The 26,169-nt window shown below is 65.4% G+C and carries 19 protein-coding genes; 6 read left to right on the top strand and 13 right to left on the bottom strand.

What is annotated here, in order from left to right; all coding sequences use genetic code 11:
* Positions 1-14: 14 nt before the first annotated feature.
* The 4 genes from BKG76_RS07765 to BKG76_RS07750 form a co-directional block, all read right to left on the bottom strand.
* Complete coding sequence (locus BKG76_RS07765) at positions 15-1,076, bottom strand: ABC transporter substrate-binding protein (protein ID WP_070937124.1); 1,062 nt, start codon at positions 1,074-1,076, stop codon at positions 15-17.
* Complete coding sequence (locus BKG76_RS07760; RefSeq protein ID WP_070937123.1) at positions 1,021-1,770, bottom strand: ABC transporter ATP-binding protein; 750 nt, start codon at positions 1,768-1,770, stop codon at positions 1,021-1,023. The genes BKG76_RS07765 and BKG76_RS07760 overlap by 56 nt, the downstream gene beginning before the upstream one ends.
* 10 nt (positions 1,771-1,780) lie before the next feature.
* Complete coding sequence (locus BKG76_RS07755; protein ID WP_070937158.1) at positions 1,781-2,614, bottom strand: ABC transporter permease; 834 nt, start codon at positions 2,612-2,614, stop codon at positions 1,781-1,783.
* A gap of 146 nt (positions 2,615-2,760) precedes the next feature.
* Positions 2,761-3,090, bottom strand: a complete 330-nt coding sequence (locus BKG76_RS07750) for a hypothetical protein (RefSeq protein WP_070937122.1) — start codon at positions 3,088-3,090, stop codon at positions 2,761-2,763.
* A 274-nt stretch (positions 3,091-3,364) separates the two neighbouring features.
* On the opposite strand from BKG76_RS07750, the gene BKG76_RS24300 reads away from it, so the two are divergent.
* Complete coding sequence (locus tag BKG76_RS24300; protein ID WP_083337966.1) at positions 3,365-3,751, top strand: hypothetical protein; 387 nt, start codon at positions 3,365-3,367, stop codon at positions 3,749-3,751.
* Between the two features lie 25 nt (positions 3,752-3,776).
* Here the strand turns inward: BKG76_RS24300 and BKG76_RS07745 are convergent, their stop codons facing one another.
* Both BKG76_RS07745 and BKG76_RS07740 read right to left on the bottom strand, forming a co-directional pair.
* The gene (locus tag BKG76_RS07745) at positions 3,777-4,568 is read right to left on the bottom strand and encodes a thioesterase II family protein (RefSeq protein WP_070937121.1); all 792 of its coding nucleotides are present in this window, start codon (positions 4,566-4,568) and stop codon (positions 3,777-3,779) included.
* 6 nt (positions 4,569-4,574) lie between these two features.
* Positions 4,575-10,985 carry a type I polyketide synthase gene (locus tag BKG76_RS07740; RefSeq protein WP_070937120.1) on the bottom strand — a complete coding sequence of 2,137 codons (6,411 nt, stop codon included), beginning with the start codon at positions 10,983-10,985 and terminating at the stop codon, positions 4,575-4,577.
* Positions 10,986-11,194: 209 nt separating this feature from the next.
* Between BKG76_RS07740 and BKG76_RS07735 the strand changes: the two genes are divergently transcribed.
* The 5 genes from BKG76_RS07735 to BKG76_RS07715 all read left to right on the top strand — a co-directional run bounded on the left by BKG76_RS07735 (position 11,195) and on the right by BKG76_RS07715 (position 16,914).
* Positions 11,195-11,608, top strand: coding sequence for an MmpS family transport accessory protein (locus tag BKG76_RS07735; RefSeq protein ID WP_070937119.1), 414 nt, complete (start codon positions 11,195-11,197; stop codon positions 11,606-11,608).
* Entirely contained in the window at positions 11,605-14,622 is a 3,018-nt protein-coding gene (locus BKG76_RS07730; RefSeq protein WP_070937118.1) for an MMPL/RND family transporter, read from the top strand. Before BKG76_RS07735 ends, BKG76_RS07730 begins: the two co-directional genes overlap by 4 nt.
* 67 nt (positions 14,623-14,689) lie before the next feature.
* Positions 14,690-15,583 (top strand): class I SAM-dependent methyltransferase, encoded by an 894-nt coding sequence (locus tag BKG76_RS07725; protein ID WP_070937117.1) that lies wholly within the window; start codon positions 14,690-14,692, stop codon positions 15,581-15,583.
* A 209-nt stretch (positions 15,584-15,792) separates the two neighbouring features.
* Complete coding sequence (locus BKG76_RS07720) at positions 15,793-16,128, top strand: RNA polymerase-binding protein RbpA (protein ID WP_043079148.1); 336 nt, start codon at positions 15,793-15,795, stop codon at positions 16,126-16,128.
* 24 nt (positions 16,129-16,152) lie between these two features.
* Positions 16,153-16,914 (top strand): SDR family NAD(P)-dependent oxidoreductase, encoded by a 762-nt coding sequence (locus BKG76_RS07715; protein WP_070937116.1) that lies wholly within the window; start codon positions 16,153-16,155, stop codon positions 16,912-16,914.
* Between the two features lie 12 nt (positions 16,915-16,926).
* On the opposite strand, the gene BKG76_RS07710 is transcribed toward BKG76_RS07715, so the two are convergent.
* From BKG76_RS07710 to cobN, 7 genes are all read right to left on the bottom strand, one after another.
* Complete coding sequence (locus tag BKG76_RS07710; protein ID WP_070937115.1) at positions 16,927-17,688, bottom strand: polyprenol monophosphomannose synthase; 762 nt, start codon at positions 17,686-17,688, stop codon at positions 16,927-16,929.
* A 5-nt stretch (positions 17,689-17,693) separates the two neighbouring features.
* Complete coding sequence (lnt, locus tag BKG76_RS07705; protein WP_070937114.1) at positions 17,694-19,487, bottom strand: apolipoprotein N-acyltransferase; 1,794 nt, start codon at positions 19,485-19,487, stop codon at positions 17,694-17,696.
* On the bottom strand, positions 19,480-21,015 hold the full coding sequence (locus BKG76_RS07700; protein ID WP_070937157.1) for an amidohydrolase: 1,536 nt from the start codon (positions 21,013-21,015) through the stop codon (positions 19,480-19,482). The genes lnt and BKG76_RS07700 overlap by 8 nt, the downstream gene beginning before the upstream one ends.
* 125 nt (positions 21,016-21,140) lie before the next feature.
* A complete protein-coding gene (locus tag BKG76_RS07695) occupies positions 21,141-21,653 on the bottom strand; it encodes an FxsA family protein (RefSeq protein ID WP_070937113.1) in 513 nt (170 codons plus the stop codon).
* 50 nt (positions 21,654-21,703) lie between these two features.
* Positions 21,704-22,096, bottom strand: coding sequence for a PPOX class F420-dependent oxidoreductase (locus BKG76_RS07690; RefSeq protein ID WP_070937112.1), 393 nt, complete (start codon positions 22,094-22,096; stop codon positions 21,704-21,706).
* Positions 22,097-22,114: 18 nt separating this feature from the next.
* Entirely contained in the window at positions 22,115-22,519 is a 405-nt protein-coding gene (locus BKG76_RS07685; RefSeq protein WP_070937111.1) for a PPOX class F420-dependent oxidoreductase, read from the bottom strand.
* Positions 22,520-22,528: 9 nt separating this feature from the next.
* Entirely contained in the window at positions 22,529-26,164 is a 3,636-nt protein-coding gene (gene cobN / locus BKG76_RS07680; protein ID WP_070937110.1) for a cobaltochelatase subunit CobN, read from the bottom strand.
* Positions 26,165-26,169 lie beyond the last annotated feature (5 nt).

Raw genomic sequence — 26,169 nt, 5'->3', positions numbered from 1 at the left:
TCTCCTTGTGCGGGTTACTGGGACTTGACGAAGAACTGTTTGAGGGCGTTGTCGAAACGGTTGTCGACGAAATCCGAGAAGGTGAGCGTGCCCTGAATCTGGCCCGACTGCGCGAACAGATCGGCCAGCTTCTGCTCGGAGGCGTTGACCTCGGCGTCAAGCGGTATCGACAGCCGCAGGCTGCGCGATTGCGCGAGCTCTGCTGCCGCCGGATCGATTCCAATTGCGGCAGCGTACTTTCCGTACCACTCCTGCGGATGGGCCTGGGCCCACAGGCTGGCCCGCGCGATGCGCTGGACCAAGTCCGACAGTGCCGTATTGCGCCGAGCGTCGCGCAGCGCAACCTGCGGTGCGACACCGAATCCGTATCCGTTCGCGACACCGGTCGCGGTCGCGAGAGTGCGAACCTTCAGCTGCTTCTGGGCCAGCGCCGTATACGGGTCCCAGATGGCCCATGCGTCCGCCTGACCCTGGCTCAATGCCGTGAACGCATCAGCCGGCTGCAGGAAGATCGGCTGAATATCCTTGATGGTGAGATTGGCCTTCTGCAGCTGAAGCAACAGGTTGCCGTGCGCCGAACTCCCCTTCCCGACAACCACCTTCTTGCCCCGCAGGTCGGCGACCGAGTGAATTGGGGAGGTGTCGGCGACCAGGATCTGGTCGCCCGAGGCGTCATTCGTATAGCCGGATACCACCTTGATTCTCGCCTTTGACGCGGCGCCGAAGATCGGCGGTGTGTTCCCGGTGACGGCGAAGTCGATCTTGCCGGCGGTCAATGCCTCGATCTGCGGGGGGCCAAAAGTGAAGGTGGAGAATTCGATCTTGTACGGCGCGTTGTCGAGCTCGCCCGCCGCCCGCAACAGCGACTCGGTGCCGCCCTTCTGATCGCCCACGCGCAGCGTCAGACCCGCCAGCTCCGAGACGGGGACGAGCTGCGGCACCGCGGAATCGCCCTTATCGTCGCGGCCGGAGGTGCAGGCCGCCAACGACAGCACGATCGCCGTTGCGCTGAGGATTGACTTAAACACCAAGCTGCGCAAGGAGCTCTCCTCGGTAGTTCTCGGTTTCGACGTCATGCTTACCGTGGGGTTTACGGGGATTGCGGATGCGCAGGGTGTGCGCCAACCGGCCCTCGTCGAGCACCAGCACGGTGTCGGCCAGCGATATCGCCTCGTCCACGTCATGGGTGACCAGCAGCACGCCAAAAGCGTGCTCGCGCCAGAGGTTCAGCAGCAGTCGGTGCATCGAGAGCCGGGTCAGCGCATCGAGGGCGCCGAAGGGCTCGTCGAGCAGCAGCAGTCGCGGCTCGGCGACAAGCGCCCGCGCCAAAGACACCCGCTGCGCCTGCCCGCCCGAGAGCGTCAGCGGCCAGGCCTGCGCCTTGTCGGCGAGCCCCACCTCGTCCAGGGCTCGATCAACGCGCGAAAATGCCTCCGCCTTAGACAGTTTGGTGCGGGTTAGCCCGTACCGCACGTTCTCGCGCACCGAACGCCACGGGAACAGCCGCGGCTCCTGGAAGGCAACCGCCGGAGCTCCGAGTACCTCGCGCTCGCCGTCGTGGTCCCCGGCCAGGCCGGACAGCACCCGGAGAACCGTCGACTTGCCGGAGCCGCTGCGCCCGACCAGCGCCACAATCTCACCCTGACCGACCCGCAGCGAGACGTCGTCGAGCACCCGGTTGCGCCCGTACCATTTGGTCACCCCGGTCAGTTCGGCCGCAGGCGTGGCACGCTCCGACGACAATTCAGTCACCTCGAAAACCACTGTCATGAAGGGCCTTTCATGATCGGTATCGCAACGCACGCCGTTCCAGCACCCGCACGATGGCGTCGGTGACAATGCCCAACAACGCGTAGACCACCAGACCGAAGATGATGACGTCGATACGAAGGAAGTCGCGTGCGTTGTTGATCAGGAATCCCACCCCGGCGTCGGCATTGATCTGCTCGGCGACGATGAGGGTGAGCCAGGACAACGCCAAGGACTGGCGCAACCCCACGAGCACCTGCGGCGTGGCGCCGGGGACGATGATGACACGCAACCGCTGCCAAAACGAAAACCCAAGTACCTGTGCGGTTTCGAAGAGTTTGGGATCCACCTGCCGGATCGCGGACGTGGTGTTGAGGTACAAAGGGAACGCCGCACCGAGTGCCACCATCAGCACCTTGGGCAACTCACCGATGCCGAACCACAAGATGAACAGCGGAATCAGCCCCAGATGCGGCAGCGCACGGATCATCTGCATGGTCGGGTCCACCACGGCGTCCACAAGACGCGACAACCCGACCGCCGCGCCCAGCACCACCCCGACCACGCCGCCCAGCAATAGACCTTCGGCGGCACGTACTCCCGAGACCCGCAACGCCTCGGCAAGCTGCCCATTGCCGATCAATTCGATTCCGGCGCGGGCGATCGTCGATGGCGCGGGCAGGATGTCTGGATCGATCAGCCCCCACGCGCTACCCGCCTGCCAGATCAGCAGCACCGTGAACGGCGAGAGAAAACGAATGATCTCCCAGCGCCGACCGAGGATCCGCTCCCGCCAAGACGGGCCGGAGACAGAGTCGTCGGGGTCAGTCGCCGCAGCGGCCACCAACGTATTACGGGTGGTCATGAAAAGCTCGAGAGTCCTCACGGGTCGGCGGCGGTGTCTCAACTGATATCGGTAGGTGACCGACAACCTATGGGCGCGTTCCGATTCCGTGAAGAGTTAATTTCGCGGTGATTCGACGGGTATGCCGGCTGCCACGAGCAAGAAAGTTAGCGCCAGCCGTCGGCTGCCTTGGCGGCCCGCAACAGCTCCTCGCACAGTTGACGCAGCTCGTCCTGGCTCGCACCTTCGTCGACGGCGGTCGCGACATCCTCGGCCGCACATCGCGCCTGATACACCCGATCGGCCAGGTCTGTTGCTTCGTCGGCGGTGAGCACCACGGCATCGGCGGGCACCGACGTGCCCTTGACCGCCGCCCGCTGCTCGTAGGCGCGCTGACGACACGATTGGCGACAATACTGGCGCCGCCGGCCCAATTCGGCGTCGTCGACTTCACGCCCGCACCACTTGCAGGGCTGAGCATGTTTGCGACGCGCCACGTTCAGAAGCGTAGTGGTGGCCCCCGTCCGCAGTCGCACACGCCCTTGCCGGCCACACCGCCGCCCGGCTACCCACCGTTGGGGTTGGGCAACTCATTGCGTTGTCCGTCCTGCCCGCGCCAGCCTCGGTAACAGCACTGGTAGACGGGTGCGGCAGTCATCGCTTCGCTCCGCGTTGTACCGATGAGCGCAATTGCCGCAATTGCCCGGAAATCGGCCGAGAGTGCGCTAATCTTGCGAAGTCACAGCGGCATCCAACGTCGGAGGTTGTGCGATGAAGAAGATCCTCATGCTCGGGCAGGCCGTGTTAGCAGCAGGCATCATTGCCGCTCCGGTCGCTGTCATGAACGCGGCGACGGCCTCGGCGCAGCCGACACCGGCCCCCGCGGATGTGTGCTTCGACGGGCTCAACCCCCCACCCCCGCCCCCACCCCTATGGGGACCGTGGGGACCGGGAACCATGACAGGCTGCGTCAACCCGGACAGCTGGTTCGGTGGTTGGGGCTGGCGGTATTCGGGCCGGAACGGATCGGGCGAAGGCGGTCAACTGCGCGCCCCGGCCCCGCCCCCAGCCTGGAAGTACGTAGGCCCGGGTTGTGAGTACACAAGCGACTCGAACTGGCAGTACACCGGCCCGGACTGTCAGCGCACTGAGCCGTAGCACGTCAAGTGCCGAATCTCGTTGGCTACGAGAATGAACCGCTGAATGCGAACTCTGCCTCATTGGTCAGAATGGTCGCCAAGGCCTGAGGATTCGCCCAGTAGAAGTAATGTCCGCCCGTCACGAGGATGCTCGTGAACTCACCACGCGTGTACGGGGCCCATCGGCGTGGTGCGGCGAACTTCGGCAGCACCTCATCATCTTTTGCGCTCACCTCGGTGGTCGGCGTTTTGATCCGATGATGCGGGATCGATTGCAGACCCAGACTGAGGTCGGTCACCACGAATAGTCGCGCCTGTTCCAGTAGCGCCTCGTCCGCGATTTTCCTCGGGGGCCAGGCGCCGCGCTGCTCATCGTTGGCGAGCCTCCAGGTTGCGTGCTCTTTCAGACTATGGCCGCGGGCCTTGCCGTAGATAGCGTCCATGCCCCAGAGAGACGGATGGCCGCTCACCACCGGAATGAACCGGCCTACTTCGAAATTGCGAGCCTCCAATACCTGGCATACCGCATAACCCAGTAGCCCGCCGAAACTTTTCCCGGCCAGGACCGGACGCCGGCAGCCGAGTCCGATCACGGACTCCGCACACTCCGTTGCGAGCCTGAGCAGGTTGTCCGGATGCGGCTCGGCCGATCGGGTCCAGCGCCCCGGCATCCGCCACACCCCGAAGTTCACGCCCGCCAGATGCGGAACCAGGTGCTGCTCGCCGGCGTGGTTTGCCCCCGCGCCCGGGAAAAACAGCACGGTGGGCAACGACGGCTGATACGCCCTAGGCCACCACCAACACTCGAGCGGAGCGGGCGGCTGAGTAGTAGTCACGACCAGCTACATCCCGTCGTGGTCGGGATCGCCGACCCCCTGCGCGATGAGCAGCGCCACCCGGGCACCCACCGCCTCAAGAGTGAGATCCGGAGTGAACTGGAACGCACTGATCTGGATGTTCAACTGCTTGCCGGCTCGGGCGGCGAACTCCACCGCCATCAGCGAATCGATCCCGAGGTCGGCGATCGGCCCCGTGGGATCGATGCTGTCCACGTCGACCTTGAGAACGTTGGCGAGCTCCTTGGCCAGCTCCTTGGTGACCATCGGCCCGCGTTCCTCCTCCGGCAGCGTCAACACCGCCGCGCGGAAAGCGGCCTGTTCGTTCGACACGGCGGCAGCCTCCGCGGACAAATGCGCAAAACGGGTGCTCTTGGCGGTCGAGGGCAACGGGGTACGCAAGACTCCCCAATCGATACCCGCGATGGCGACATGTGGCAGCGGGAAACGGGAGCACTCCTGCATGAGTGTTGCTCCCAGATCCATGTTCAGGCGGCGCAGCCCCACCGAGTCGAGGAACTTGACGATGGCATCCGACTCGGCCATGCCGCCACCACTCATCGCGCCCCAGTTCACCGAGAGCGCCGGCAGCCCGGCCGCGTGCCGCGACACAGCAAGGCCGTCCAACATGCTGTTCGCCGCGGCATACGTCAGCTGCGGCACGATACCGATCAGGCCACTGATCGAGGAGTACAGCACGAAGTGGTCGAGCTGCACATTGTGCTCACGCGTGGCCCTATCGAGGTTCAGCGCACCCCCCACCTTCGGTCCGAACACCTTGTACAGCGACTCCGCACTGATATCGGCGATCACCTCGTCATGCGCCACCGCGGCGGCGTGGAAGACGCCGCGCAGCGGATGCCCCGAAGCTTCCACCTTCGCGACCAGGTCCGCGACCTGGTCGTAGTCGCTGATATCGATCCGCTCTTCCCACACATCGACATCGGCGGCACGCAAGGCCTCGATCTGTGCTCGCGCCACCTCCGTCGTGGCACCGCTGCGGCTCGCGAGAATCAGATGAGTCGCCCCGGCTCTGGCCAACGAACGCGCGGTGGCCAACCCGAACCCACCGAATCCGCCGGTGATGAGATAGGAGTGGCCCGGGCGCACCGGGACCGGGTCGGACTTTCGGGGCAGCAGGGTCGGGGTCTGATCGCGTAGATCCAGCACGATCCGGCCCATATGCTCCGCACGGAACACCGCCTCGAACGCCCCGACAATCTGGTCGATCGGGAATCTCGTGTACGGGAGCGGGGTGAGCTTGCCCGCGGTGAGCATCTCGGTGCATTCGCGCCGCAGCTCGCGGAAGATCTCCGGCCGCATGCGCAGCATGCGATCCATGTCGACGGAGTGGAACGACAGGTTGCCGCTGAACGGTTTGAGATCCGTTGCCCCGCCGAAGTAGATGTCGGCCTTCCCGATCTCGATGATCCGGCAGAACTCTCCGGCGACCGCGAAGTTCTGGGCGATCATCTCGCCGGGCAGCGAGTTGTAGATGACATCGACCCCGCGTCCTTCGGTGATCCGCAGGATGTCCTCGACGAACCCGATCGAGCGCGAGTCGAAGGCCGCGGTGGCGCCCAGGTCCAGTGCCGCGCGCCGACGCTCCTCGCTACCGGCCGTCGCGTACACGACCGCACCCATGTTGACCGCGACCTGAACCGCGGCCATGCCCATGCCGCCCGCCGCGCCGTGCACCAGAACCGTCTCGCCGGGCTGCAGGTCGGCGAGCTTGTAGAACGCATAGCCAGCGGTGAAGAACGGGACACCGGAACCGACGGCGAGCGGGTCGAATTCCTCCCGCTGCAGATGCACGTCCGCTATCGGCTCCCAGGCCGCGCCGCCGTCGAGGTCGAACGTCAGGTAGCGGCGCAGCAGACCCCGCTCGGCGACCGCGATGCTTTCGCCGACCCGGAGTTCGTCAACCTGTGAGCCCACACGCGTGACGACACCGAAGCCCTCCATGCCGGGCTCCAGCTTGAAATAGGTCTTACCGAGCTCGCGCTCCGTCAGGATTCCGAGGACCTTCAACGGGTCCTTGTAGTTGAGTCCGACGGTCTCGATGCGGACCTCCACTTGCCGGGGCCCCGGCTCGATACGGTCGCACGCGCGCAGCGTGATGTCCTTGAGCGTCCGGGTATCCGGGATCTGCACTTCGTAGGCCACCTCCGGATCGGTGGGCTCGAACGGCTCCTCCCACGGCGCGACGAGCTCCGACAGTGATCGGCGCATCCGTTGGGTCCACCGCACACCCGCACGCACCGCCACTTCTTCGGCGCGATTCATCGCACCGATCTCGGCGGTCACCTCGTCCGCTGTGACCCCATCGGTCAGATCCACCAGGGACCATTTGGCGGGATGTTGCTCGTTCGCCAGCACACGGCGCGCCCCCACCAGCGCCACCTGATCGAGGTCCAGGCCATGATCTCCCGGCGCGAGGAAGGCGTTCTTGCTCACCACGACCACCTGCACGTCCGGACTCACGACACCGCGTTCGGTCTCGGCCTCCAGGACCACCCGCAACGCCTGCGCGACGGTGACGAGCCGATCGACGTTATCCACGGCGGACTTCCCCGAGCCCACCGTGACCAGCACTCGCAAGAACTCGTCCCGGTGCAGCGCCGCCGCGAAAGTCTCGGCGAGATCTGCTCTTTGCACGGTGTCAGCGCTGAAGACCACGACACCGGCGGCGGCCGCGCGACGAGCGCCTTCGGCGACGGCAGCGTCTACATCCGCGATTTCGATGACCGCGTTCGCGGCACGGGCCACCGGCGTCGGGGCCACAGGGGCAGGCTGTCCCTCAACCTCCTCCTCCAAGGGCTCCCAACGGGGTTCGTAGAAGTACTGCTCAAGCTCGGACAGTGGCGGCGAGGCCGACCCGACCGGCCGCAGGGTGACCCCCGTCATCGCCAGTGCGACCTCGCCGTCCCGCGACGCCAGATAAGCGTTGGCTCGCAACGGCTGCGTGCTGGTGATCTCGACGACCGCGATCGGATCCTCGGGAACCTCGTGGTACAGCCGCACGCGATCAATCGAAGCCGGGACATGCGCCGTCGGCGGTATATCCAGTTCCGGACGCGCCGCCAGCAGAACCGCGATGCACTGCAGTGCCGCGTCGGCTAACGCCGGATGCACGGCATGTTTTGGTGCGGAACCAGGTTCGGGACCGTCCACCAGACTCGCCAGCTGCGCGACGCAGCCCGCCGATCCGATGCGCACACTCTGGATTCGCTGAAACGCCGGCCCGTAAGAGAGCCCGACCGCGGCCAGCCCCCTGTAGACATCCTGGCCGTCGAAGACCCTGTCGTTGACCGACTGCGCCGGAACCTCGATCCGGGACGTCCCCAGATTCGCCTCCACCAGACGGCCATTGGCGTGTGCCGTCCACATCTGGGTGTGCGCGGAACGGCCGTTGACGATGAACCGTTTGGTGGGTTCGTCCACGGTGATGCGGGTGATCGGGGCATCGTGCTCGGCGACGACCAACGGCACCGCGAAGACCACCGAGTCCAATCCGGCCTGGCCTTTACCGGAACGTTGACGCACCGCGGACAAGGCGGCGTCCAGGTACGCGGTTCCCGGCAGCACCACCGAGCCGAGGACCGTATGGTCAGGCAGCCACGGCAGATTCGCGGGGGCCAAGGTGACCTCCCATTGCGGCGTCAGCGCGTCCGCGCGGTCACCGAGAAGCGCGAAACGGTCGGCGTCGCCGTACCGCGCGCGCAATGTGAGGGGATCTTCCTCCCACACTTCCTCTTGCGACCACGGGTATTTCGGCAGGTCCATATGCGCGATCACGCCGTGCTCGTAGATGTCCGCCTGCCCGGGCGCATCGATAGCGCCCACCGCGTACAGGTCGGTGATGGCCTGCAACACCGACTGCTCGTCATCCTGATCGCGGTGCAGCGTCTGCACCGCGGCACCGGAAATACTGTGGCGCACAAAGCTCTCGCGCAGGTTACCCAGAAGAACCGGGTGCGGCCCGACCTCGAGGAAGACTCGATACCGGTCCGCGATGAGCGTGTCTACCGCCCTTGCGAACAGGACACTTTCACGCACGTTCTGGCACCAGTAGGCGGGATCGGCGAATGCCGCGCTGTCCACCTTCTCGCCGGTAACCGTCGAGTACAACGGGATGTCCGTCGGCAGCGGCGTCAACCCCGCAAGGGAAGTCGCCAACTCGTCGAGGATGGGATCCATGAGCTGGCTGTGATACGGGACCTCCACGTGCAGCATCCGGGCGAAAATCCCGTCCCCGGCAAGTTCGTCGTGCAGGGTCTGCAGTGCCGCGGAGTCACCGGACAGCGTCGTCGCCGCGGCGCTGTTGATCGCCGCGACGCACACGGCGGTGCCAAAGCGTGCGGCACGGCGCTGGGCCTCCTCGGCATCAAGTCCGACCGCGAGCATGCCACCCGAGCCCGCCGTCTTCGCCTGCAAGCGAGACCGGTGGAACGAGACAGTGGCGGCGTCCCGCAGCGACAATGCGCCGCCGACGTAGGCCGCGGCCACCTCACCGACGCTGTGCCCCACTACCGCTGTGGGCCGGATGCCGAACTGTTCGAGGTGCTTGGCCAATGCCGACTGCACCAGGAAGTTCGCCGGTTGAGCGATCTCGGTACGACTCACACGCGAATCCCCTTGTGATCGCAGCAGTTCTGCGATCACCGACCAGCCCGAAATCTCCTGGAACACCGCATCGATGTCGGCGGCGGTGTCCCGGAACACCCCCTGGCACTCCAGCAAGCCGCGCGCCATCCCCCACCACTGTGGACCCATGCCACTGAAGACGAACACCGGATCCGAGATGCCCTCGACGAGGGCACGCGGCGGAGCCGCTTCCTCGCTCTCAGCATAGGAATTGAGCTGTACCAGCAGATCATCCGCGTCGCGATAGATGAAGCCCTTACGGAGGTGGTGCTGCGCCCGCCGCCCGGTGGCCGCAGTCTTCAGGCGCCGCGCATAGTCGTCGGAGACCGTACTCGCCTCGTCTGCCGCACCCGTGTCGGTACGGAGCATCTCTGCATACCGCCCGGCGACCTCATGCAGCGCCGTACCACTGCGTGCCGAGACCGGAAAGATCCGGATGCTGTCCCGGACCGGCACGGGAGCCTCGAGGGCTGTCGGTGCGGGAGGCTCGGAGACCAGCACATGCGCATTGGCCCCGCCGTAGCCGAAGCTGTTCACCGCGGCGTAGGCTGGCGCGCCCAGATCGGGGTAGGTCTCCACCTCGAGCGGAACCCGAATCCTGAGCTCGTCGAAGGGAATCTGGGGATTGAGCTTGTCGAGCACGACCTGCGGCGCGATGGTGCGCCGCTGCACCGTGAGCGCGGCCTTGATCAGGCCCGCGACGCCGGCCGCGGCCTCGGTGTGCCCGAAGTTGTTCTTCACCGAGCCGATGATCAGAGATTGGGTGCGGCCGGCAGCCTGGCCGTATGAGTGGCCCAGCGCCTCCGCCTCCAGCGGATCCCCGACGCTCGTACCGGTACCGTGCGCCTCGACGTATCCGACGAGTGCGGGATCGACACCCGCCTCTGCGAGCACCTGTTCGGCAAGACGCTGTTGCGACAACGGATTTGGCACGGGCAGCGCTATCGTCCGACCGTCCTGATTGACCCCACTACCCCGGATCACCGCATAGATACGGTCGCCGTCCCGCTGCGCTTGCTCCAGGTTCTTGAGTACGACGATGCCGACACCCTCGCCGCGGCCATAGCCGTCCGCGGCCGCGTCGAACGACTTACAGCGGCCATCTGCCGCGAGGAACCTGCCCTTGCACATGGTGATGAACGTTTCCGGCTGGAACATGACATTAACGCCGCCGGCGAGCGCCACATCGCATTCGCCGTTCGCGACCGCACGCACCGCGAGATGCGTTGTGACGAGCGAGGAAGAGCACGCGGTGTCCACGGTCATGCTCGGCCCCCAGAGGTCGAGCGCGTGGGCGATTCGGTTGGACAGCAGGGTCTGGGATGCGCTGAACGCGGCAAAGTTGTTGATCTTCTCGAGGTTTCGGGCAAGCCCCCGGCTGATCATGTTGTCGTTCATGAAGCCGCCGATGAAGGTGCCTACCTTGCCACCCAGCGCCTGCCCCGCGATACCCGCGTCATCGAGTGCCTCCCAAGAGGTTTCGAGAAGGAGTCGCTGCTGCGGGTCGAGAACGGCGGCCTCGCGGTGCGAGATCCCGAAGAAGTCCGCATCAAATCGGCGGAAGCCCTGGGCGAGGAAGCTGGCTCGCCGGGTGTACATCCGCCCCGGAGTGTCAGGGTCTGGATCGTAGAACTTATCCGCATCCCAGCGGTCCTTCGGAATGTCTGCGACGGCATCGCCTTTGAGTAACACGAATTCCCAAAAGCTGTCCGCATCTTCTATGCCACCGGGGAATCTGCACCCGATGCCAATGATAGCCACTGCGACCAACGCCCTGCCCTCTCCTAGTTGTTGAACTTACCTGGAGACAATGGAACTTTTGCCGAAATAGCGAGACATTCGAACTGATCTGGAATCATCTTGACCACTAACGATGCTTTACCTGTCGAGTCATTCTGTGGAGTTCGGACTGTACCCGTCTGATTGGCAACACGAAGGGCGTTTCAGATGACTTTGTCGCTTCACCCAAAGGTAGCTCGATGAAGAACGCTTGGGTGTATCTTGTTGTGCTGGCGGTGCTTACCGTCGCAGCGCTGTTCATCTTCAAGCTGCGTTCGACCGACATCCCGGACGAGGCGGCGGGAACCGTGGGCCGCCTGCCCACGCTGGGCAGCCTCACCGAACGGACGATTCAGTACGAGGCGGTCGGGCCGGCCGGGACTCCGGCGACGGTGTCCTATCTCGACGACGACGGCCACAACCAGAACGTCGACACCGTCCTGCCATGGCAGGAGGCGCTACGCACCGTGGAACCATCCCTCGTGACGAGCATGGTGGTGCAATCCAATACCACCGGAGTCGGATGCCGGATCACCGTCAACGGAAAGGTCCGCGACGAACAAGTCGCGACCGCCACCGGTGGCATCGCGAGCTGCAAGGTGCAAGTCGCATGAACGGGGACGAGACCGACGCGGTCACCGGGCCGATACCGGCCGCCGGCGGCAAGGACAGCTTCTCCGTTCGATCGCGAGCATTCGGTAGACGTGTGCGCAACGAGTTCTCTGTGCCGTTCCGTCGCGACACCTACACCAGCACCGAGCAACACAGACCCCTGTACGCCCGACTGCTGTACGGGCTTTCCATACCTATTGTCATCCTGTGGGTGCTGCTCGCATGCGGGCTCAATGCCGCGGGCCCCCAGCTCGAGAAGGTGATCGAGGGGCACGCGCTGTCCTTCTTGCCGGACGAGGCCTCCTCGGTGCAGGCGCTCTCCAATATGGGCAAGTACTTCGGTGACGGCGGCACCAATAACTTCGTGGCGGTTCTGGCCGAGGGCGACAAGCCCTTTGGAGCAGAGATGCACGGCTACTACGCCGACCTGATGGCGAAGTTCAAGGCGGACAAGAAACATGTCATCACGACGATCGACCTATGGTCCGATCCGTCATTCGCCCCGGCGTTCGAAAGCCAGGACCGGAAGGCCTCGTTCAGCTATCTGAACCTGAGCGGCAACATGGGCACCGCGTTGGCCATGGAGTCGACCCAGGCGGTGCGCGACATCGTCAAGGCGTACCCGCCTCCCGCGGGGGTCAAGATCTATGTGACGGGTCCATCCGCGGTCGTGAACGACGAACTGCTGGCGATCAACCGGTCGATCCTGCCGATCATCATCGCGTGCGCCATCTGCATCACCATCATCATGTCGTTGACCTACCGCTCGCTGTTCACGGCATCGATGCCGCTGCTGGTTGTGGCGGTTGCCCTGGTGACGGCCCGGCCGATCGTCGCCCTTCTCGGCGAACGCGGCGTCATCGGCATCTCCATATTCGCCTCGAGCCTGCTGGCCGGCATCGTCCTCGGTGCGGGGACCGACTACGGCATCTTCCTACTGGGCCGATATCAAGAGGCACGACGAGCCGGCCAGGACCCCACGACGGCGTACTACACCGCGTTATCGAGTGTGCAGCGCATCATCTTCGCCTCCGGACTGACTGTGGCGGGCGCGACGGCATGTATGACCCTGACCAGGCTCGCCGCGTTTTCCACGTCCGGTCTGCCGTGCACCATCGGCATCCTCACCGCGCTGGCCGCGGCACTGACCCTGGGCCCCGCGCTACTGGCGATCGGTTGCAGGCTCGGACTCTACGAGCCGCGCGGCGACCGGGCCATCCGGCGCTGGAGACGCATCGCCACCCACGTGGTCCGCTGGCCCGGCCCGGTACTGGCCGGCAGCCTCGCCGTGCTCGCACTCGCCATTCTCGTGCTGCCGACGTATGTCATCAGCTACAACGAGCGGGCGGCCCAACCGGCCAACACCGAAGCAAACCTGGGCCTCGATGCCGCCGATAGGCACCTGCCCCCCAACATGCTGAACCCGAATCTGCTCTTCGTCGAGGCCGATCACGACATGCGCAACTCCGCGGACCTGATCGCGCTCGCGAAGCTGACCAATGCCGTCTACAGCGTCGACGGTGTGCAAGCGGTGCAAGGCATTACCCGCCCGCTCATCTCGCCGCTGCCTCAAGGCACCCTGACCTACCAAGGCGGATACATCGGCGAACGGATGTCCCAAATAGCCGAGATGGTCAGCACACAACTCAACGGCATCGCCCGAATCACCGGCCAAATCGATCAGCTCTCCGTGGGGGTCAAGGTAGTCCTCAGGGATCTTCAGGTCACCCAGCGCGCCGTCGAGCTTCCCGGCGGTACGGGCAAGGCCACCCGGCAACGTCTCATCGACTTGTTGAAGATGGCGAAGGGCGTCCACAACGAGATGCAGCCGCTGCTCGCGGGCGGCATCGATACGGCAGGCCAGCTCGTGGACATGGTCCCCGATTGCAAACAGATCCTTCCCTGCAACACGGCGCTGACCGGACTCTCGGTGCTCGACGCACTCAACGATTCCGGAGGGCGCAAGTTCGAGGATCTTGTGGACGCCTCCCGTGTCGCCTCAGAGTCGTTGCCGAACTTGGTGATTCAGGTCCGCATGTTGGACCAGTTCCTCGCCGACGCGCAACGAACGCTGACGCCCATCCGCGGCATGGCCGACTCGCTGCTGCTGCAAATGAATGAGGTCACCCAGTTCCTGCGGGAGATCGCCGACACCTATATGAAGGGTGACCCGAGCGGATACTTCTTCCTCCCCAGTCAGGCCTTCGAGTCCCCGCTGTTCCAATCCGCGATGTCCGTCTTCTTCTCCCCGGACGGCAAGATCACCCGGATGCTGGTCATGGGCGATGTGAACTCCTTCAGCCGGGAGAGCATGGATTACAGCGCAAAGATCGTCCCGACCGCGAAGGCAGCACTCAAAGGCACCTCACTCGGCGGCAGCACGGTGAGCATCGGTGGAGCCGGCGGCACCCTGCTCAACATCGCCGCCTTCGCCAAGGAAGACTTCATCACCAGCGCGGTGGCAGCGTTCGCCTTCGTGTTCTGCGTAGTCCTGCTGCTGCTGCGCAGTTTCGTCGCCGCGGTCGCCGTCGTCGGCACCGTGGGACTGTCATTTCTTTCCGCATGGGGGCTCAGTGTCGCCATCTGGCAATACGGCGTGGGTCTGCCGTTGCACTGGGCGGTCGCACCGTGCTCCTTCATCTTCTTGGTCGCGGTCGGCGCCGACTACAACTTGCTACTCGTGGCCCGCTTCAAAGAAGAGTTACGTGCCGGAATCAAGACCGGGATCATCCGTTCCATGGTGGGCACGGGCAGTGTGGTCACCACCGCGGGTCTGATCTTCGGTTTCACGATGTTCGCGTTGATCGCCGGCTACTCCAGCACCCTGGCCCAGATCGGCACCACGGTCGGCGTCGGGCTCCTGCTCGACACGCTCATCGTCCGCTCGCTCGTCATCCCCTCCATCGCGACCCTCCTGGGCCGGTGGTTCTGGTGGCCCATGCGGGTGCCGTGCCGCGCGTTGCGGGAAACGGACCCATCACTGGTTCGCTCGACGACCGGCGCGAGCCCGACATAAAAAGGAAACCTTTGTCCAAAAACCGCGGAATAGATGATTGCCGCACTCCAGATACGGAGACCGGCGCGTGAAAAGTCGCCGTCTAGATCGGCGGGCGAGTTTTACGGCGCAATCCTGCGCCGCCCAACGCGCGGCCGAGACGCTACAGCCGCCGGATCGTCGTCTGCTAGACGATCCCTATTCGCGGTACTTCATCCACAGTCCCCTATTGCGGGTGTGTTTGATCCATCCCCTGGCCGCCCGCGCATTCATCGAATTACTGAAATCCGTATTCGGTGCCGCCGGCCACTTTTTCCTGGTCTTGCGGGCGCGCTACACCGACGACGTGCTCGAGAGCGTCATCAACGATGGTGTCGATCAGGTGGTGCTGCTGGGTGCTGGATTCGATACCACGTCGTTGCGCCGGGCCACGAACAGTCCCGTGAAGATCTTCGAGGTCGACGCGCCCACCACTCAAGCGGACAAACGCGCCGTCGTGGAACGGCTCCGGCCGGACGAGGGAAACGATCACATCGTTTGGGTACCTTGCGATTTCGAACACGACGCACTCCGCGAAAGGCTTCTGGACAGCGGGTTCGATCCCACCCGGCCCAGTCTGATCATCTGGCTCGGCGTGACCGCCTATCTCACCCGGGAGGCCCTCGACGCGACGCTGGCCGATCTCGCCGCGGTCTGCGCGCCGGGCAGCCGCCTGGTTTTCGACTACCTGGATACCAATCTCGTGGCCGGGGACAGCACCTCCGCTCGCGCCCGGCTGTGGACACAGGCGGCCGCACGATTCGGGGAGCCGTACCTCACCGGTCTCACCGCGGCCGACGCCGACGCTCTGCTCGCCGCGCACGGTTTCACGTGCGAGGCACACCTGACCACGTTCGAGTTACTGCAGCACTACGCACCGACGTATGTCAGTCGGTCGCCTGCCGACGGCCGGGCAGCGATCACCACGGCACAGCGCCGCTAAGACAGACGTCTTTTCTCGTCGTATTCACCGCCACGCGTCACAGATGCGTAGCGGTGACAGTCAGACGAGCGTTCACGAACTATAATGAGGGCCACAACCTGCATGAACAGGGAACTAATGCCGCAGGTGCCGCGTTGAGGTAGACAGCCACCAGCAATGTAAACGCGGGATCCGATCGCACAGACCCGCAGTGAAGAGGAGAAGTACACATGGCAGATCGCGTGCTACGAGGCAGCCGGCTCGGCGCCGTCAGCTACGAAACCGATCGTGACCACGACCTGGCGCCCCGTCGTATGGCCCGTTACCGCACCGACAACGGTGAAGAATTCGACGTTCCCTTCGCCCATGACGCCGAGATCCCGGCGAACTGGGCTTGCCGCAATGGCTTGGAGGGCACGCTGCTCGACGGCGATGTGCCCGAGCCCAAGAAGGTCAAGCCACCGCGCACGCACTGGGACATGCTCCTAGAGCGTCGCAGCGTCGAAGAGCTCGATGAGCTGCTCAAAGAGCGTCTGGAACTGATCAAGGGTCGCCGTAGAGGCTAGAGCCGCGGCAGTCCAACCCCACCCATGAGTGCACCCGGCAGATCGGTAGCGGGTTCGGTTGTCCTCGTTACCGGCGCCGGGAGCGGTATGGGGGAAGCCACCGCCCGCGTTTTCGCCGCGGACGGAGCATTCGTCGCAGTCACCGATCTACGCCTGGAAGACGCACAAGCCGTCGCCGACGCGATCGGTGATGCCGCAGTTCCCTGGGCGCTGGATGTCACCAATGACACGCAGATCAGCGAGGTCGTCGCCGCCGTGGGTGAACGGTTCGGCCGGCTGGACATCGTGGTGAACAATGCCGGGTTCGCGGCGTTCCGATCGCTCGATGACCCCGATTACGGCGATACCTGGGATCGATCACTTGCGGTACACCTGACCGCACCGGTGCGCGTTGTTCGCGCGGCACTTCCGTTTCTGCGCAACTCCCCTGCCCCGCGCGTGGTGAACATCGCATCCACGGAGGCCCTCGGCGCCACCCCGTATGACAGCCCCTATGTCGCCGCCAAATCCGGCCTGGCCGGGTTGACCAGGAGTCTGGCGGTCGATCTGGGGCGGGACGGGATCACCGTGAACTGCATCTGCCCGGGGCCCATCGATACCGCGATGACGGCCGCGATTCCCGCCGAGGACAAGGACACCTATGCCCGCCGGCGTACCGCACTGCGCCGCTACGGTCGCGCCGAGGAAGTCGCACACATGACATTGAGTGTGTGCCTGCCGGCCGCGTCGTATCTGACCGGCGCGGTCATTCCCGTCGACGGCGGCCTGATGGCCCGCAATGCGTGAGGACTGACTACCTCAGCGATTGACGCCGCGGGCCCGGTCCAAGCGGCTTTTGACACCCCACTTGGTCACCTTGACCAGGGCTTCATTGATGATCGAGCCACTCATCTTGGATTCACCGATCGCGCGCTCGGTGAAGGTGATCGGCACCTCGACAACCTCGAAGCCGTGCGCGATGGTGCGCAGCGTCAGATCGATCTGGAAGCAGTACCCGTGCGACTCGACGGCCGCCAAATCCAGCTTTTCGAGCACCTCACGGCGGTATGCGCGGTAGCCCGCGGTGATGTCGTGCGGCTTGACTCCCAGCACCAGCCGCGCATAGACATTCGCGCTGCGGGACAGCACAAGCCGTCGCCACGGCCAGTTGACCACGGTGCCGCCGGGCACATACCGCGAGCCGATCGCCAGATCAGCTCCGGCGTCCACGGCGCCGAGCAGTCTCGACAGCTGTTCGGGAGCATGGCTGCCGTCGGCGTCCATCTCCACCAGCACCGAGTACTGACGGGCCAAACCCCAGCCGAAGCCCGCGATGTAGGCGGCACCGAGGCCACCCTTTTCCTTGCGGTGCATGACATGTACGCGATCAGGGTCGGCAAGCGCTGCCTCGTCGGCCAGCTCGCCGGTCCCGTCTGGGCTGCCGTCATCGACGATCAGCACGTGCACATCGGGTTGCGCCTTGTGCAACCGACCGAGGATCAGCGGGAGGTTCTCCCGCTCGTTGTACGTCGGAATGATCACCAGGGTCCGGGCACTCGGACGTTCGGTCACGGGATCCACTCCGGTCAGGTCTCCTTAATCGGTGAGGCCGGCTCAACCTCACGTTCCGGCCTCTTCAGCCCTCCATTGTGCAGTATCGCCAGGCCAGCCGAGGCCAGGACGGCAAGTACGGCGATCAGAGCAAGCGCCCATTCGACCCACGGCCCCCATTGCGTGGCGGGTGTCAGGTCATTGTGCAGTCGCACCTGCATGTCGATGTAAGCCGGTTGGAAGAACTTGGTGCGGCCCGCGTCGACTCCGTCGGGAGAGACAAAGGCGCTGATCCCGGTGGTACCGACGACGATGACTTCCCGGTCGTGCTCGACGGCCCTGACCTTCGAGATGGCCAGCTGCTGCTCGCTCATCGCGGTTCCGAACAGGGCATTGTTACTCGGCACCGTGAGAATCTCGGCGCCGTTGAGCGTGGATTGCCGCAGCGCCCGATCGAAGAGCACCTCCCAGCAGGTGGCGACACCGATCTTGACACCTCCCGCGGTGACGACGCCGTTGCCGTCCCCGGGGACGAAGTACCCGGCCCGATCGGCGTACTCGGAGAAGTGCGCGAAGAAGCTCCGCCAGGGCAGGTACTCGCCGAACGGTTGCACGATCTGCTTGTCGTGACGCTCACCGGGGCCGCTGTTCGGGTCCCACACGATGATGGAATTGATCGACTTGGGCTGTTCGGGGGTGAAATCGGGATGCCGCAGCACTCCACCGACCAGAATCGGCACCCCGATGGCCTGTGCTGCTTCGTTAATGGCCTCGGCCGCGTCGGCATTGCGGATCGGATCGATATCCGACGAGTTCTCGGGCCACACCACGAACTGCGGCGCCGGCGCCTTTCCGGCCTTGACGTCCTGGGCCAGTACGAGAGTTTCCTTGACGTGATAGTCGAGGACCGCGCGCCGTTGGGCATTGAAATCCAGGCCCAGCCGGGGCACATTGCCCTGGACGGCCGCGACGGTGACGGTCCGCCCGTCAGTGGCGCCGTGGCTCGCGTGCCGGACCTGCTGCCAGCTGACCGCCATCGCGATCAGGACAAGGCACACGCACGTTCCCGGCAGCAGCACCGACGGCACCGGCCGGGCACCATCCGGGCCCACCGACGGGCTGCGCCACCACCGATACATCTCGATACCCAGCGCGGTGACCGCAAACGCACCCAGGGCCACCGCAAAGGACACCAACGGCGCTCCCCCATACCGGGCCAGACTCAGCATCGGACTATCGCCTTGGCCGAAAGCAATTCGGCCCCAAGGGAATCCGCCGAACGGGACGCTTGCCTTGCCCCATTCCGTGGCGGTCCATGCAGCGGCGAACCAGAGCGGCCAACCGGGCAGATTCCGCACGGCGACCGCCAGCAGGCCAAACAGGGCCACCCAGGTGGCGCAGAGCAAGGACAACGCCAACCACGGGACGGCACCTACCAGCTGACCCGTCCACGGCAACAGCGGGATGAAGAACGCCAGACCGAATAGGAGCCCATACCCGAGTCCGCCGCGCAGCGTGGTCTTCGACGACCACAGCACCAGTCCCAGGATCGACAACGCGGGGAACGCCGCCCACCAAAAACCCCAGGGCGGGAAGCTCGCACACAATGCGAGACCGCCGACCACGGCCGCGCCCTGGCGGGCGGCCGCCCGCATCCATGCTCGACCGAAAGCCGTGACGCGCGCGCCTACCGCCGCCGCGAAGAGCTTCCCGCGCGAAGGGCCGGCCTCGACGGGATCCTCCGGCTCATCGTCTGCCGGAACGTCGGACTGCTCGTCGAGATCAGCCAGATCCTCGTCACGCGTCTCATCGACAGTCTCGTCAGCCATGGATCACCTTGCCGCGGTGCACGGTCTGCAGACACTTGGGCAGTACAGCAGCGGCGTCCGATAAGTCGGGCAGTGCCGGTACGCGCGAGCGCGGGTCGGTGGACCACCGCTGAACGCCCGGTTGGCTGGTGTTGATGGTCAGATCCCCTGTCTCCCAGATCGCGTAGCTGGCAATCGCTCCCGGGGCCAGTGTGCCGGTGACGCCATCGTGAATTCCCTGTGCGCGCCAGCCACCTCGGGTCGCGGCACCGAATGCCGCACGGACCGATACGGAGCTACTTGCGGTGCGGTGATGCGCCGCCGCCCGCACCGTCACCCACGGATTCATGGGCGCGACGGGGGCATCGGAACCGAACGCTAGGGGCACGCCTTGGGATGCTAACAGCGCCAGCGGGTTTAGCTGAGTACCTCGGTCCACGCCGAGTCGGTCCGCGTACATGCCGTCGGGGCCGCCCCACAGGGCGTCGAAAGCCGGCTGCACGCTGGCGATCACGCCGAGCCGGCCAAGTTGCTCGGCCTGTGCGGCGGAGATCATTTCGAGGTGTTCCAGCCGATGGCCGCACCGCGCCACGGCGGGTACACCGTGGCGCGCCGCCACCCGCTCGAGGGCCTCGACCACTTGGGCGACGGCGGCGTCCCCGATCACGTGGAATCCCGCGGTGATGCCGGCCTGCGTGCACGAGTCCAGATGCGCTTCAACCGTTTCGGCATCCAGATGTCTGGTGCCGCAGGTGTGGGGCGCGTCGCGGTACGGCTCCTGCAGCCAGGCGGTACGCGATCCCAGCGCGCCGTCGACGAAGAGGTCACCGGCCAGACCGGCGGCCCCTGTCGAGGCGATGAGTTCACGCGCGTGATCGGGATCGCGTGCCGCTTCTCCCCAGTAGCCGGTGACCTGCACGCCGTGCTCGGTGGCCAACAGCTCACGGAAATCCTCCAGCCCGCCGATCTCGGGTCCTCCGCATTCATGGACCGACACCACGCCGAGCGATGCCGCGGTGTCGAGGGCCGCCCGCCGTGCGGTGGCCCGCCCCTTCGCCGAGAGCGCATTGCGCGCGTGGGCCCGCAACAGATGGTGTGCCGCGGCGGCCAGCGGCTGCTCGGGGTGGAATCCGGTGGCCCCGGTAAGTCCGGGCACCTGCTGTCGCAGCGCGGTCGATGCCGCGGCCGAATGCACATCGATGCGGGTGAGGTAGACGGCCCGACCGGGTGCCGCCGCGTCGAGGTCGGCGGTGGTCAGCGGATGCCGATCCAGCCATCGTGATTCATCCCAGCCGTGGCCCCAGATCACCTCGTCGGCGTGCTCGCGGGCATACGCGGTCAACCGGGCCAGGCACTGTTCGCGCGAGGTCACATCAGACAGGTCGAGCCCGATGATGGACAGCCCGAGCGCGGTGACATGAACGTGGGCATCGACAAACGCGGGCGCCACAAAGGCACCTTCCAGATCCACGACCTGGGCGTCCGGGAACTCCGCGCGGCCGAGGTCGTCCTCACCGATCCAGCTGATGACGCCGCCGGTCACCGCCATCGCGGTCGCCGCGGGATGGGACGGGCTGTGCACCCGGGCGTTGACGAGCAGTTGCGATGAGCTGCTTGCGCGAAGAGCGCCCGAACGAGTCTGCACTCGGTAATTCTGCCGGGCTCAGGCGAGGTCTACGCGGGCAGGTCGTGGCCGGGACGGTATCTGAAGCTCTGTCCGCCGGATTCGTCCGCGACGTCGATGACCTCGCCGTCGATGTAGTCGACCGTGCGCGCCCGGGGCTGGCCGGTCTGAAACGCGCCATACCCCGAGGGAATGACGGTGATCAGGGGTGCGCGCCGGCTCAGTTGGCGGGCCGCGACCAGTGTCAGAACGGGCCGCAGCACGGCACGGGTCGGCGGCAGCAGCAGTAGCAGTCCGATGGCCGAGGAAACCAGCCCGGGGATCACCACCGCGACGGAGCCCAGTGCGATCAGCGCACCGTCAGCGATTGCTCCACCCGGGGACCTCACACCTCGTCGCAGCTGGTCGAGGGCGCGTCGGGCCTGGGAGCCAGCCAGCAATAGGCCTATGACGAAGGCCGCCGCAACGGCGATGATGGTCCAGCCGATGCCCACGGCCGATGTCAACGCCACCAGCGCGGACACCTCGACGATCACGTACAGCAGAAACAGGCCTGGCCACATACCGACTCAACGAGCCGATATGCCGCTGGGTTCCCGTATCGACGTGCGGGTCAGGCGGTGACGGCCAGCCCAATGGTGCCGGTGCTGCCGCGGCGCAGAATGCTCGCCTTCACCAGCACCCATCCCACCAGGCCGTACTTGCGGGTGATCGCCGCGCGAGCCCGCTCGGTGCCGTCGGTATCCAGGACCCGCGCGGTTCCCTGGATCTCGCCGCTACGAACCTTGCCGCGCACGTCGCAGACGGCCAGCGTCACCCGTGGGGTGTTGCGGATGCGGCGCACCTTCCAGGAGTTCGTCTCGGTCCACACGAGAAGCTCGCCGTTTTCCGGCGCTGCCCAGACCGCGGCGGGCTTGGCCCGACCGTCCTTGGTGTAGGTGGTCAGCAGGACATATTTGGCGGCACAGACGTCATCGAACGTCGGCGCCGGGAGGTTCGCACCCATGCGCCCATCGTAGGTATGTCACTGCGCTTCCGGCGCACCGAGCGTCACCGAAATTCCGACCCTGGAGCCGCTGCGACGGCTGTTCAGCGCCCACGCGATCCGGCCAAACAGGCCATAGCGCTTGAGCACCGTGGCGCGGATACGCTCGACGGACGCCGGATCCTCCACCACTGCGGCGGTGCCGTCTGCTGTCGGACTGATCACCCGACCACGCTGGGTACACACGGCCACCGTCACCCTTGGGCTGCGCCTGATCCGCTTGATCTTCCAGGAGTCGCCGCCCGTGGTCATCAGCAGTTCATCGCCCTCGGTGACGAACCACATCGGAGTCGACTTCGGCACACCGTCTTTCGTGAAGGTGGTCAACAAGACGTACCGGCCGATCGCTACCGTCTCGATGTCCAAGCCTTTGTTCCGGGCCATGTTCCGATGCTACGACTCCAGCTCGCCCTCGGTCTCCAAGAACACCGAGCGCAAATCATCCAAAACTTGCTGGTTGGGTTTTTCCCACAGGCCTCGGCTGGCGGCCTCCAGCAACCTCTCGGCGATGCCGTGCAGCGCCCACGGGTTGGACTGCTGCATGAACTTACGGTTCTGCTCGTCGAGCACGTAGCTGTTGGTCAGCTGTTCGTACATCCAGTCGGCCATGACGTTCGCGGTCGCGTCGTACCCGAACAGGTAGTCGACGGTGGCCGCCATTTCGAAGGCACCCTTGTAGCCGTGCCTGCGCATCGCCTCCAGCCACCGCGGGTTGACCACGCGCGCACGGAAAACCCTTGTGGTTTCTTCGGATAACGTTCGAGTGCGCACGGAGTCGGGCCTGGTGTTGTCGCCGATGTAGGCCGCCGGCGCCTTTCCGGTGAGCGCCCGAACCGCGGCGACCATGCCGCCGTGGTACTGGAAATAGTCATCCGAGTCGGCAATATCATGCTCGCGGGTATCGGTGTTCTTGGCCGCCACCGCGATCCGCCGGTACTGGTGGCGCATATCCTCACTCGCCGCGGCACCATCGAGCCCACGACCATAGGCAAACCCGCCCCATGCGGTGTAGACCTGCTCCAAATCGGAGTCATTGCGCCAGTTTTGGCTGTCAATCAGTTGCAGCAGCCCGGCGCCATAAGTCCCCGGCTTGGAACCGAATATGCGCATCGTCGCGCGCCGCCAATCGCCGTGCTCGGCGCGATCGGCTTCGGCGTGTGCGCGCAGGTAGTTCTGCTCCGCGGGTTCCTCGAGACCGGCGGCGAGCGCGACGGCGTCATCAAGCATGGTCACCACGTGCGGGAAGGCATCGCGGAAGAACCCGGAGATGCGCACCGTGACGTCGATCCGCGGGCGCCCGAGTTCTGCCAACGAGATGGCCTCCAGGTTCACCACACGGCGAGAAGCGTCGTCCCACACCGGCCGAACGCCCAGGAGTGCAAGCACTTCGGCGATATCGTCACCGGAGGTCCGCATCGCGGACGTTCCCCAGATGGAGAGTCCCACCGAACGCGGCCAATCGCCATAGTCGGTGCGGTACCGCTCAAGCAGCGAGTCGGCCATGGCCTGGCCTGTCTCCCAGGCCAACTTCGAGGGAACCGCCTTGGGGTCCACCGAATAGAAGTTGCGCCCGGTCGGCAGCACGTTGACGAGCCCGCGCAGCGGCGAGCCGGAGGGCCCAGCCTCGATGAATCGGCCATCCAGCGCACGCAGGACCGCGTCGATCTCACCGTTGGTGCCGTCGAGCCTGGGCACCACCTCGGTGGCCGCGAAGCGCAAGATCTGCGCGACCTGCGGGTCCTCGGTGAGATTGTCCACCGCGTCGGGGTTCCAGCCCGAGGCCTGCAGGGCGGTCAGCAAGGAATGTGCCTGCTGTTCAATCTCATCCACCAGTGCACGCTCGTCCGTGCCGTCCTCGACCAGGCCGAGCGCCTGGCGCAATCCGGGCACCGATTGTTCGCCCGCCCACATCTGACGGGCACGCAGGATGGCCAGCACCAGATCGACCTGGGCCCCGCCCTCGGGAGCACTGCCCAGGATGTGCAGGCCATCGCGGATCTGCACATCCTTGATCTCACACAGCCATCCGTCGACGTGCAGCAGCATGTCGTCGAAGACGTCTTCGTCGGGGCGCTCCTCCAACCCGAGATCGTGGTCCATCTTGGCTGCCCGCATCAGCGTCCAGATCTGTTGGCGGATGGCAGGTAGTTTGGCCGGATCCAGCGCCGAGATGTTCGCGTGCTCATCGAGGAGCTGCTCCAAACGGGCTATGTCCCCGTAGGTTTCGGCGCGCGCCATGGGAGGAATCAAATGGTCGACAAGGGTCGCGTGTGCCCGCCGCTTGGCCTGGGTGCCCTCGCCCGGATCGTTGACCAGGAACGGATAGATCAGCGGCAGATCGCCGATCGCGGCATCAGTGGCGCAATCCGCCGACAGCCCAACGGTTTTCCCGGGCAGCCATTCCAGGTTGCCGTGCTTGCCCAGGTGCACCAGCGCGTCGGCGCCGAAGCCGCCCTCCTCGCGAGGAGCCGACAACCAGCGGTAGGCGGCGAGGTAGTGGTGACTCGGCGGCAGATCGGGATCGTGGTAAATAGCTACTGGATTTTCACCGAATCCACGGGGCGGCTGCACCACGAGTACTGTGTTTCCTGCCTGTAGCGCAGCAATCACGATATCGCCCTCGGGGTTGGCACTGGTGTCGACAAACAACTTCCCGGGCGGTGGGCCCCAATGTTCGACAACCTGCTCGGCGAGCCCAGGCGCCAGCCGCGAGAACCATTCCCGGTACTGCTGTGCGGGCACCCGAATCGGGTTGCCCGCCAGCTGGTCCGCGGTGAGCCAGTCCGGATCCTGGCCGCCACGCTCGATCAGGGCGTGAATCAGCGTGTCCCCGTCTCCGTCCCGGGCGGGCCGACCGGTCGCAGGCAGACCGGGGATGTCGCCGTCGGCACCCACGTCGTAGCCCGCGGCACGCATCGCGGTCAGCAGCGCCACGGCGCTCGCCGGAGTATCGAGTCCGACGGCGTTGCCGATTCGCGCATGCTTGGTGGGGTACGCGGAAAACACCACCGCGATCCGGCGTTCGGCGGCCGGTATCGAGCGAAGTTTCGCATGCCGCAAGGCGATACCGGCCACCCGCGCGCAGCGCTCCGCGTCCGGGACGTAGGTGATGAGTCCGTCGCTGTCGATCTCCTTGAACGAGAACGGCACGGTGATGATGCGGCCGTCGAATTCGGGGACAGCCACCTGGGTGGCGACATCCAAGGGACTCATGCCGTCGTCGTTGGCGTCCCAATCGTCCCGGGCGCTGGTCAGGCACAGGCCCTGCAATATCGGGATATCAAGGGCCGCAAGGTGCGCGACACTCCACTCGTCATCGGATCCCCCGGCACCCACCGCCGCCGGAGTTGCACCGCCGGCCGCCAACACCGTGACCACCATGGCATCGGCGGCCGAAAGCGTCTTCAGAAGCTCCGGCGGCGCGGTGCGCAACGAGGCACAGAACACCGGAAGTGCTCGCCCACCAAGGTCTTCGATGGCCGTACACAACGCATCGATGTAGGCGGTGTTGCCTGCGAGCTGTTGTGCCCGGTAGTACAGCACTGCCACCGTCGGACCGTCGGATGTGGCCTCACGACCACTGCGTTCCAGCACTCCCCAGGCCGGGTTGGTCGCGGGCGGATCGAAGCCAATTCCGGTCATCACGATGGTGTCGGACAAAAACGCGTACAGCTGCTGCAGATTCGCCGTACCGCCCTCGGCCAAGTAGCGATGGACCTGCAGCGCGACACCGCCCGGGACGGTGGAGCACTCCATGAGTTCGGCATCGGGGGCCTGCTCACCGGAGACCACGACCGTGGGCACACCGGAGGCGATGACGGCATCGATGCCCTCTTCCCAACCGCGGCGGCCGCCGAGCAGCCGGACGACCACCGCGCCCATCCCGTCCAGCAGGCCCGGCAGGTCGTCGACGTGGATGCGAGAAGGGTTGGCCCATCGGTAGTTCGCACCACTGGCACGCGCACTCAGAAGGTCGGTGTCGGACGTGGATAAAATCAGGATCCTGGGAAGAGATGCCGCATCGCTCACAAGAT

The sequence above is a fragment of the Mycobacteroides franklinii genome (assembly GCF_001853795.1).
GTDB classification, from domain to species: Bacteria; Actinomycetota; Actinomycetes; order Mycobacteriales; family Mycobacteriaceae; genus Mycobacterium; species Mycobacterium franklinii.
The sequence above is the reverse complement of the archived record's forward strand: the minus strand, read 5'-3'. Positions and strand labels throughout refer to the sequence as shown.

Excerpts from the sequence above, each read along its gene's own strand:
- BKG76_RS07755 (WP_070937158.1), bottom strand. The coding sequence starts at position 2,614 with ATGACCACCCGTAATACGTTGGTGGCCGCTGCGGCGACTGACCCCGAC.
- BKG76_RS07735 (WP_070937119.1), top strand. The coding sequence starts at position 11,195 with ATGAAGAACGCTTGGGTGTATCTTGTTGTGCTGGCGGTGCTTACCGTC.
- BKG76_RS07730 (WP_070937118.1), top strand. The coding sequence starts at position 11,605 with ATGAACGGGGACGAGACCGACGCGGTCACCGGGCCGATACCGGCCGCC.
- BKG76_RS07685 (WP_070937111.1), bottom strand. The coding sequence starts at position 22,519 with ATGGCCCGGAACAAAGGCTTGGACATCGAGACGGTAGCGATCGGCCGG.
- BKG76_RS07720 (WP_043079148.1), top strand. The coding sequence starts at position 15,793 with ATGGCAGATCGCGTGCTACGAGGCAGCCGGCTCGGCGCCGTCAGCTAC.
- lnt (WP_070937114.1), bottom strand. The coding sequence starts at position 19,487 with ATGGCTGACGAGACTGTCGATGAGACGCGTGACGAGGATCTGGCTGAT.
- BKG76_RS07695 (WP_070937113.1), bottom strand. The coding sequence starts at position 21,653 with ATGTGGCCAGGCCTGTTTCTGCTGTACGTGATCGTCGAGGTGTCCGCG.
- BKG76_RS07690 (WP_070937112.1), bottom strand. The coding sequence starts at position 22,096 with ATGGGTGCGAACCTCCCGGCGCCGACGTTCGATGACGTCTGTGCCGCC.
- BKG76_RS07765 (WP_070937124.1), bottom strand. The coding sequence starts at position 1,076 with ATGACGTCGAAACCGAGAACTACCGAGGAGAGCTCCTTGCGCAGCTTG.
- BKG76_RS07715 (WP_070937116.1), top strand. The coding sequence starts at position 16,153 with ATGAGTGCACCCGGCAGATCGGTAGCGGGTTCGGTTGTCCTCGTTACC.
- BKG76_RS24300 (WP_083337966.1), top strand. The coding sequence starts at position 3,365 with ATGAAGAAGATCCTCATGCTCGGGCAGGCCGTGTTAGCAGCAGGCATC.
- BKG76_RS07760 (WP_070937123.1), bottom strand. The coding sequence starts at position 1,770 with ATGACAGTGGTTTTCGAGGTGACTGAATTGTCGTCGGAGCGTGCCACG.
- BKG76_RS07700 (WP_070937157.1), bottom strand. The coding sequence starts at position 21,015 with ATGGCGGTGACCGGCGGCGTCATCAGCTGGATCGGTGAGGACGACCTC.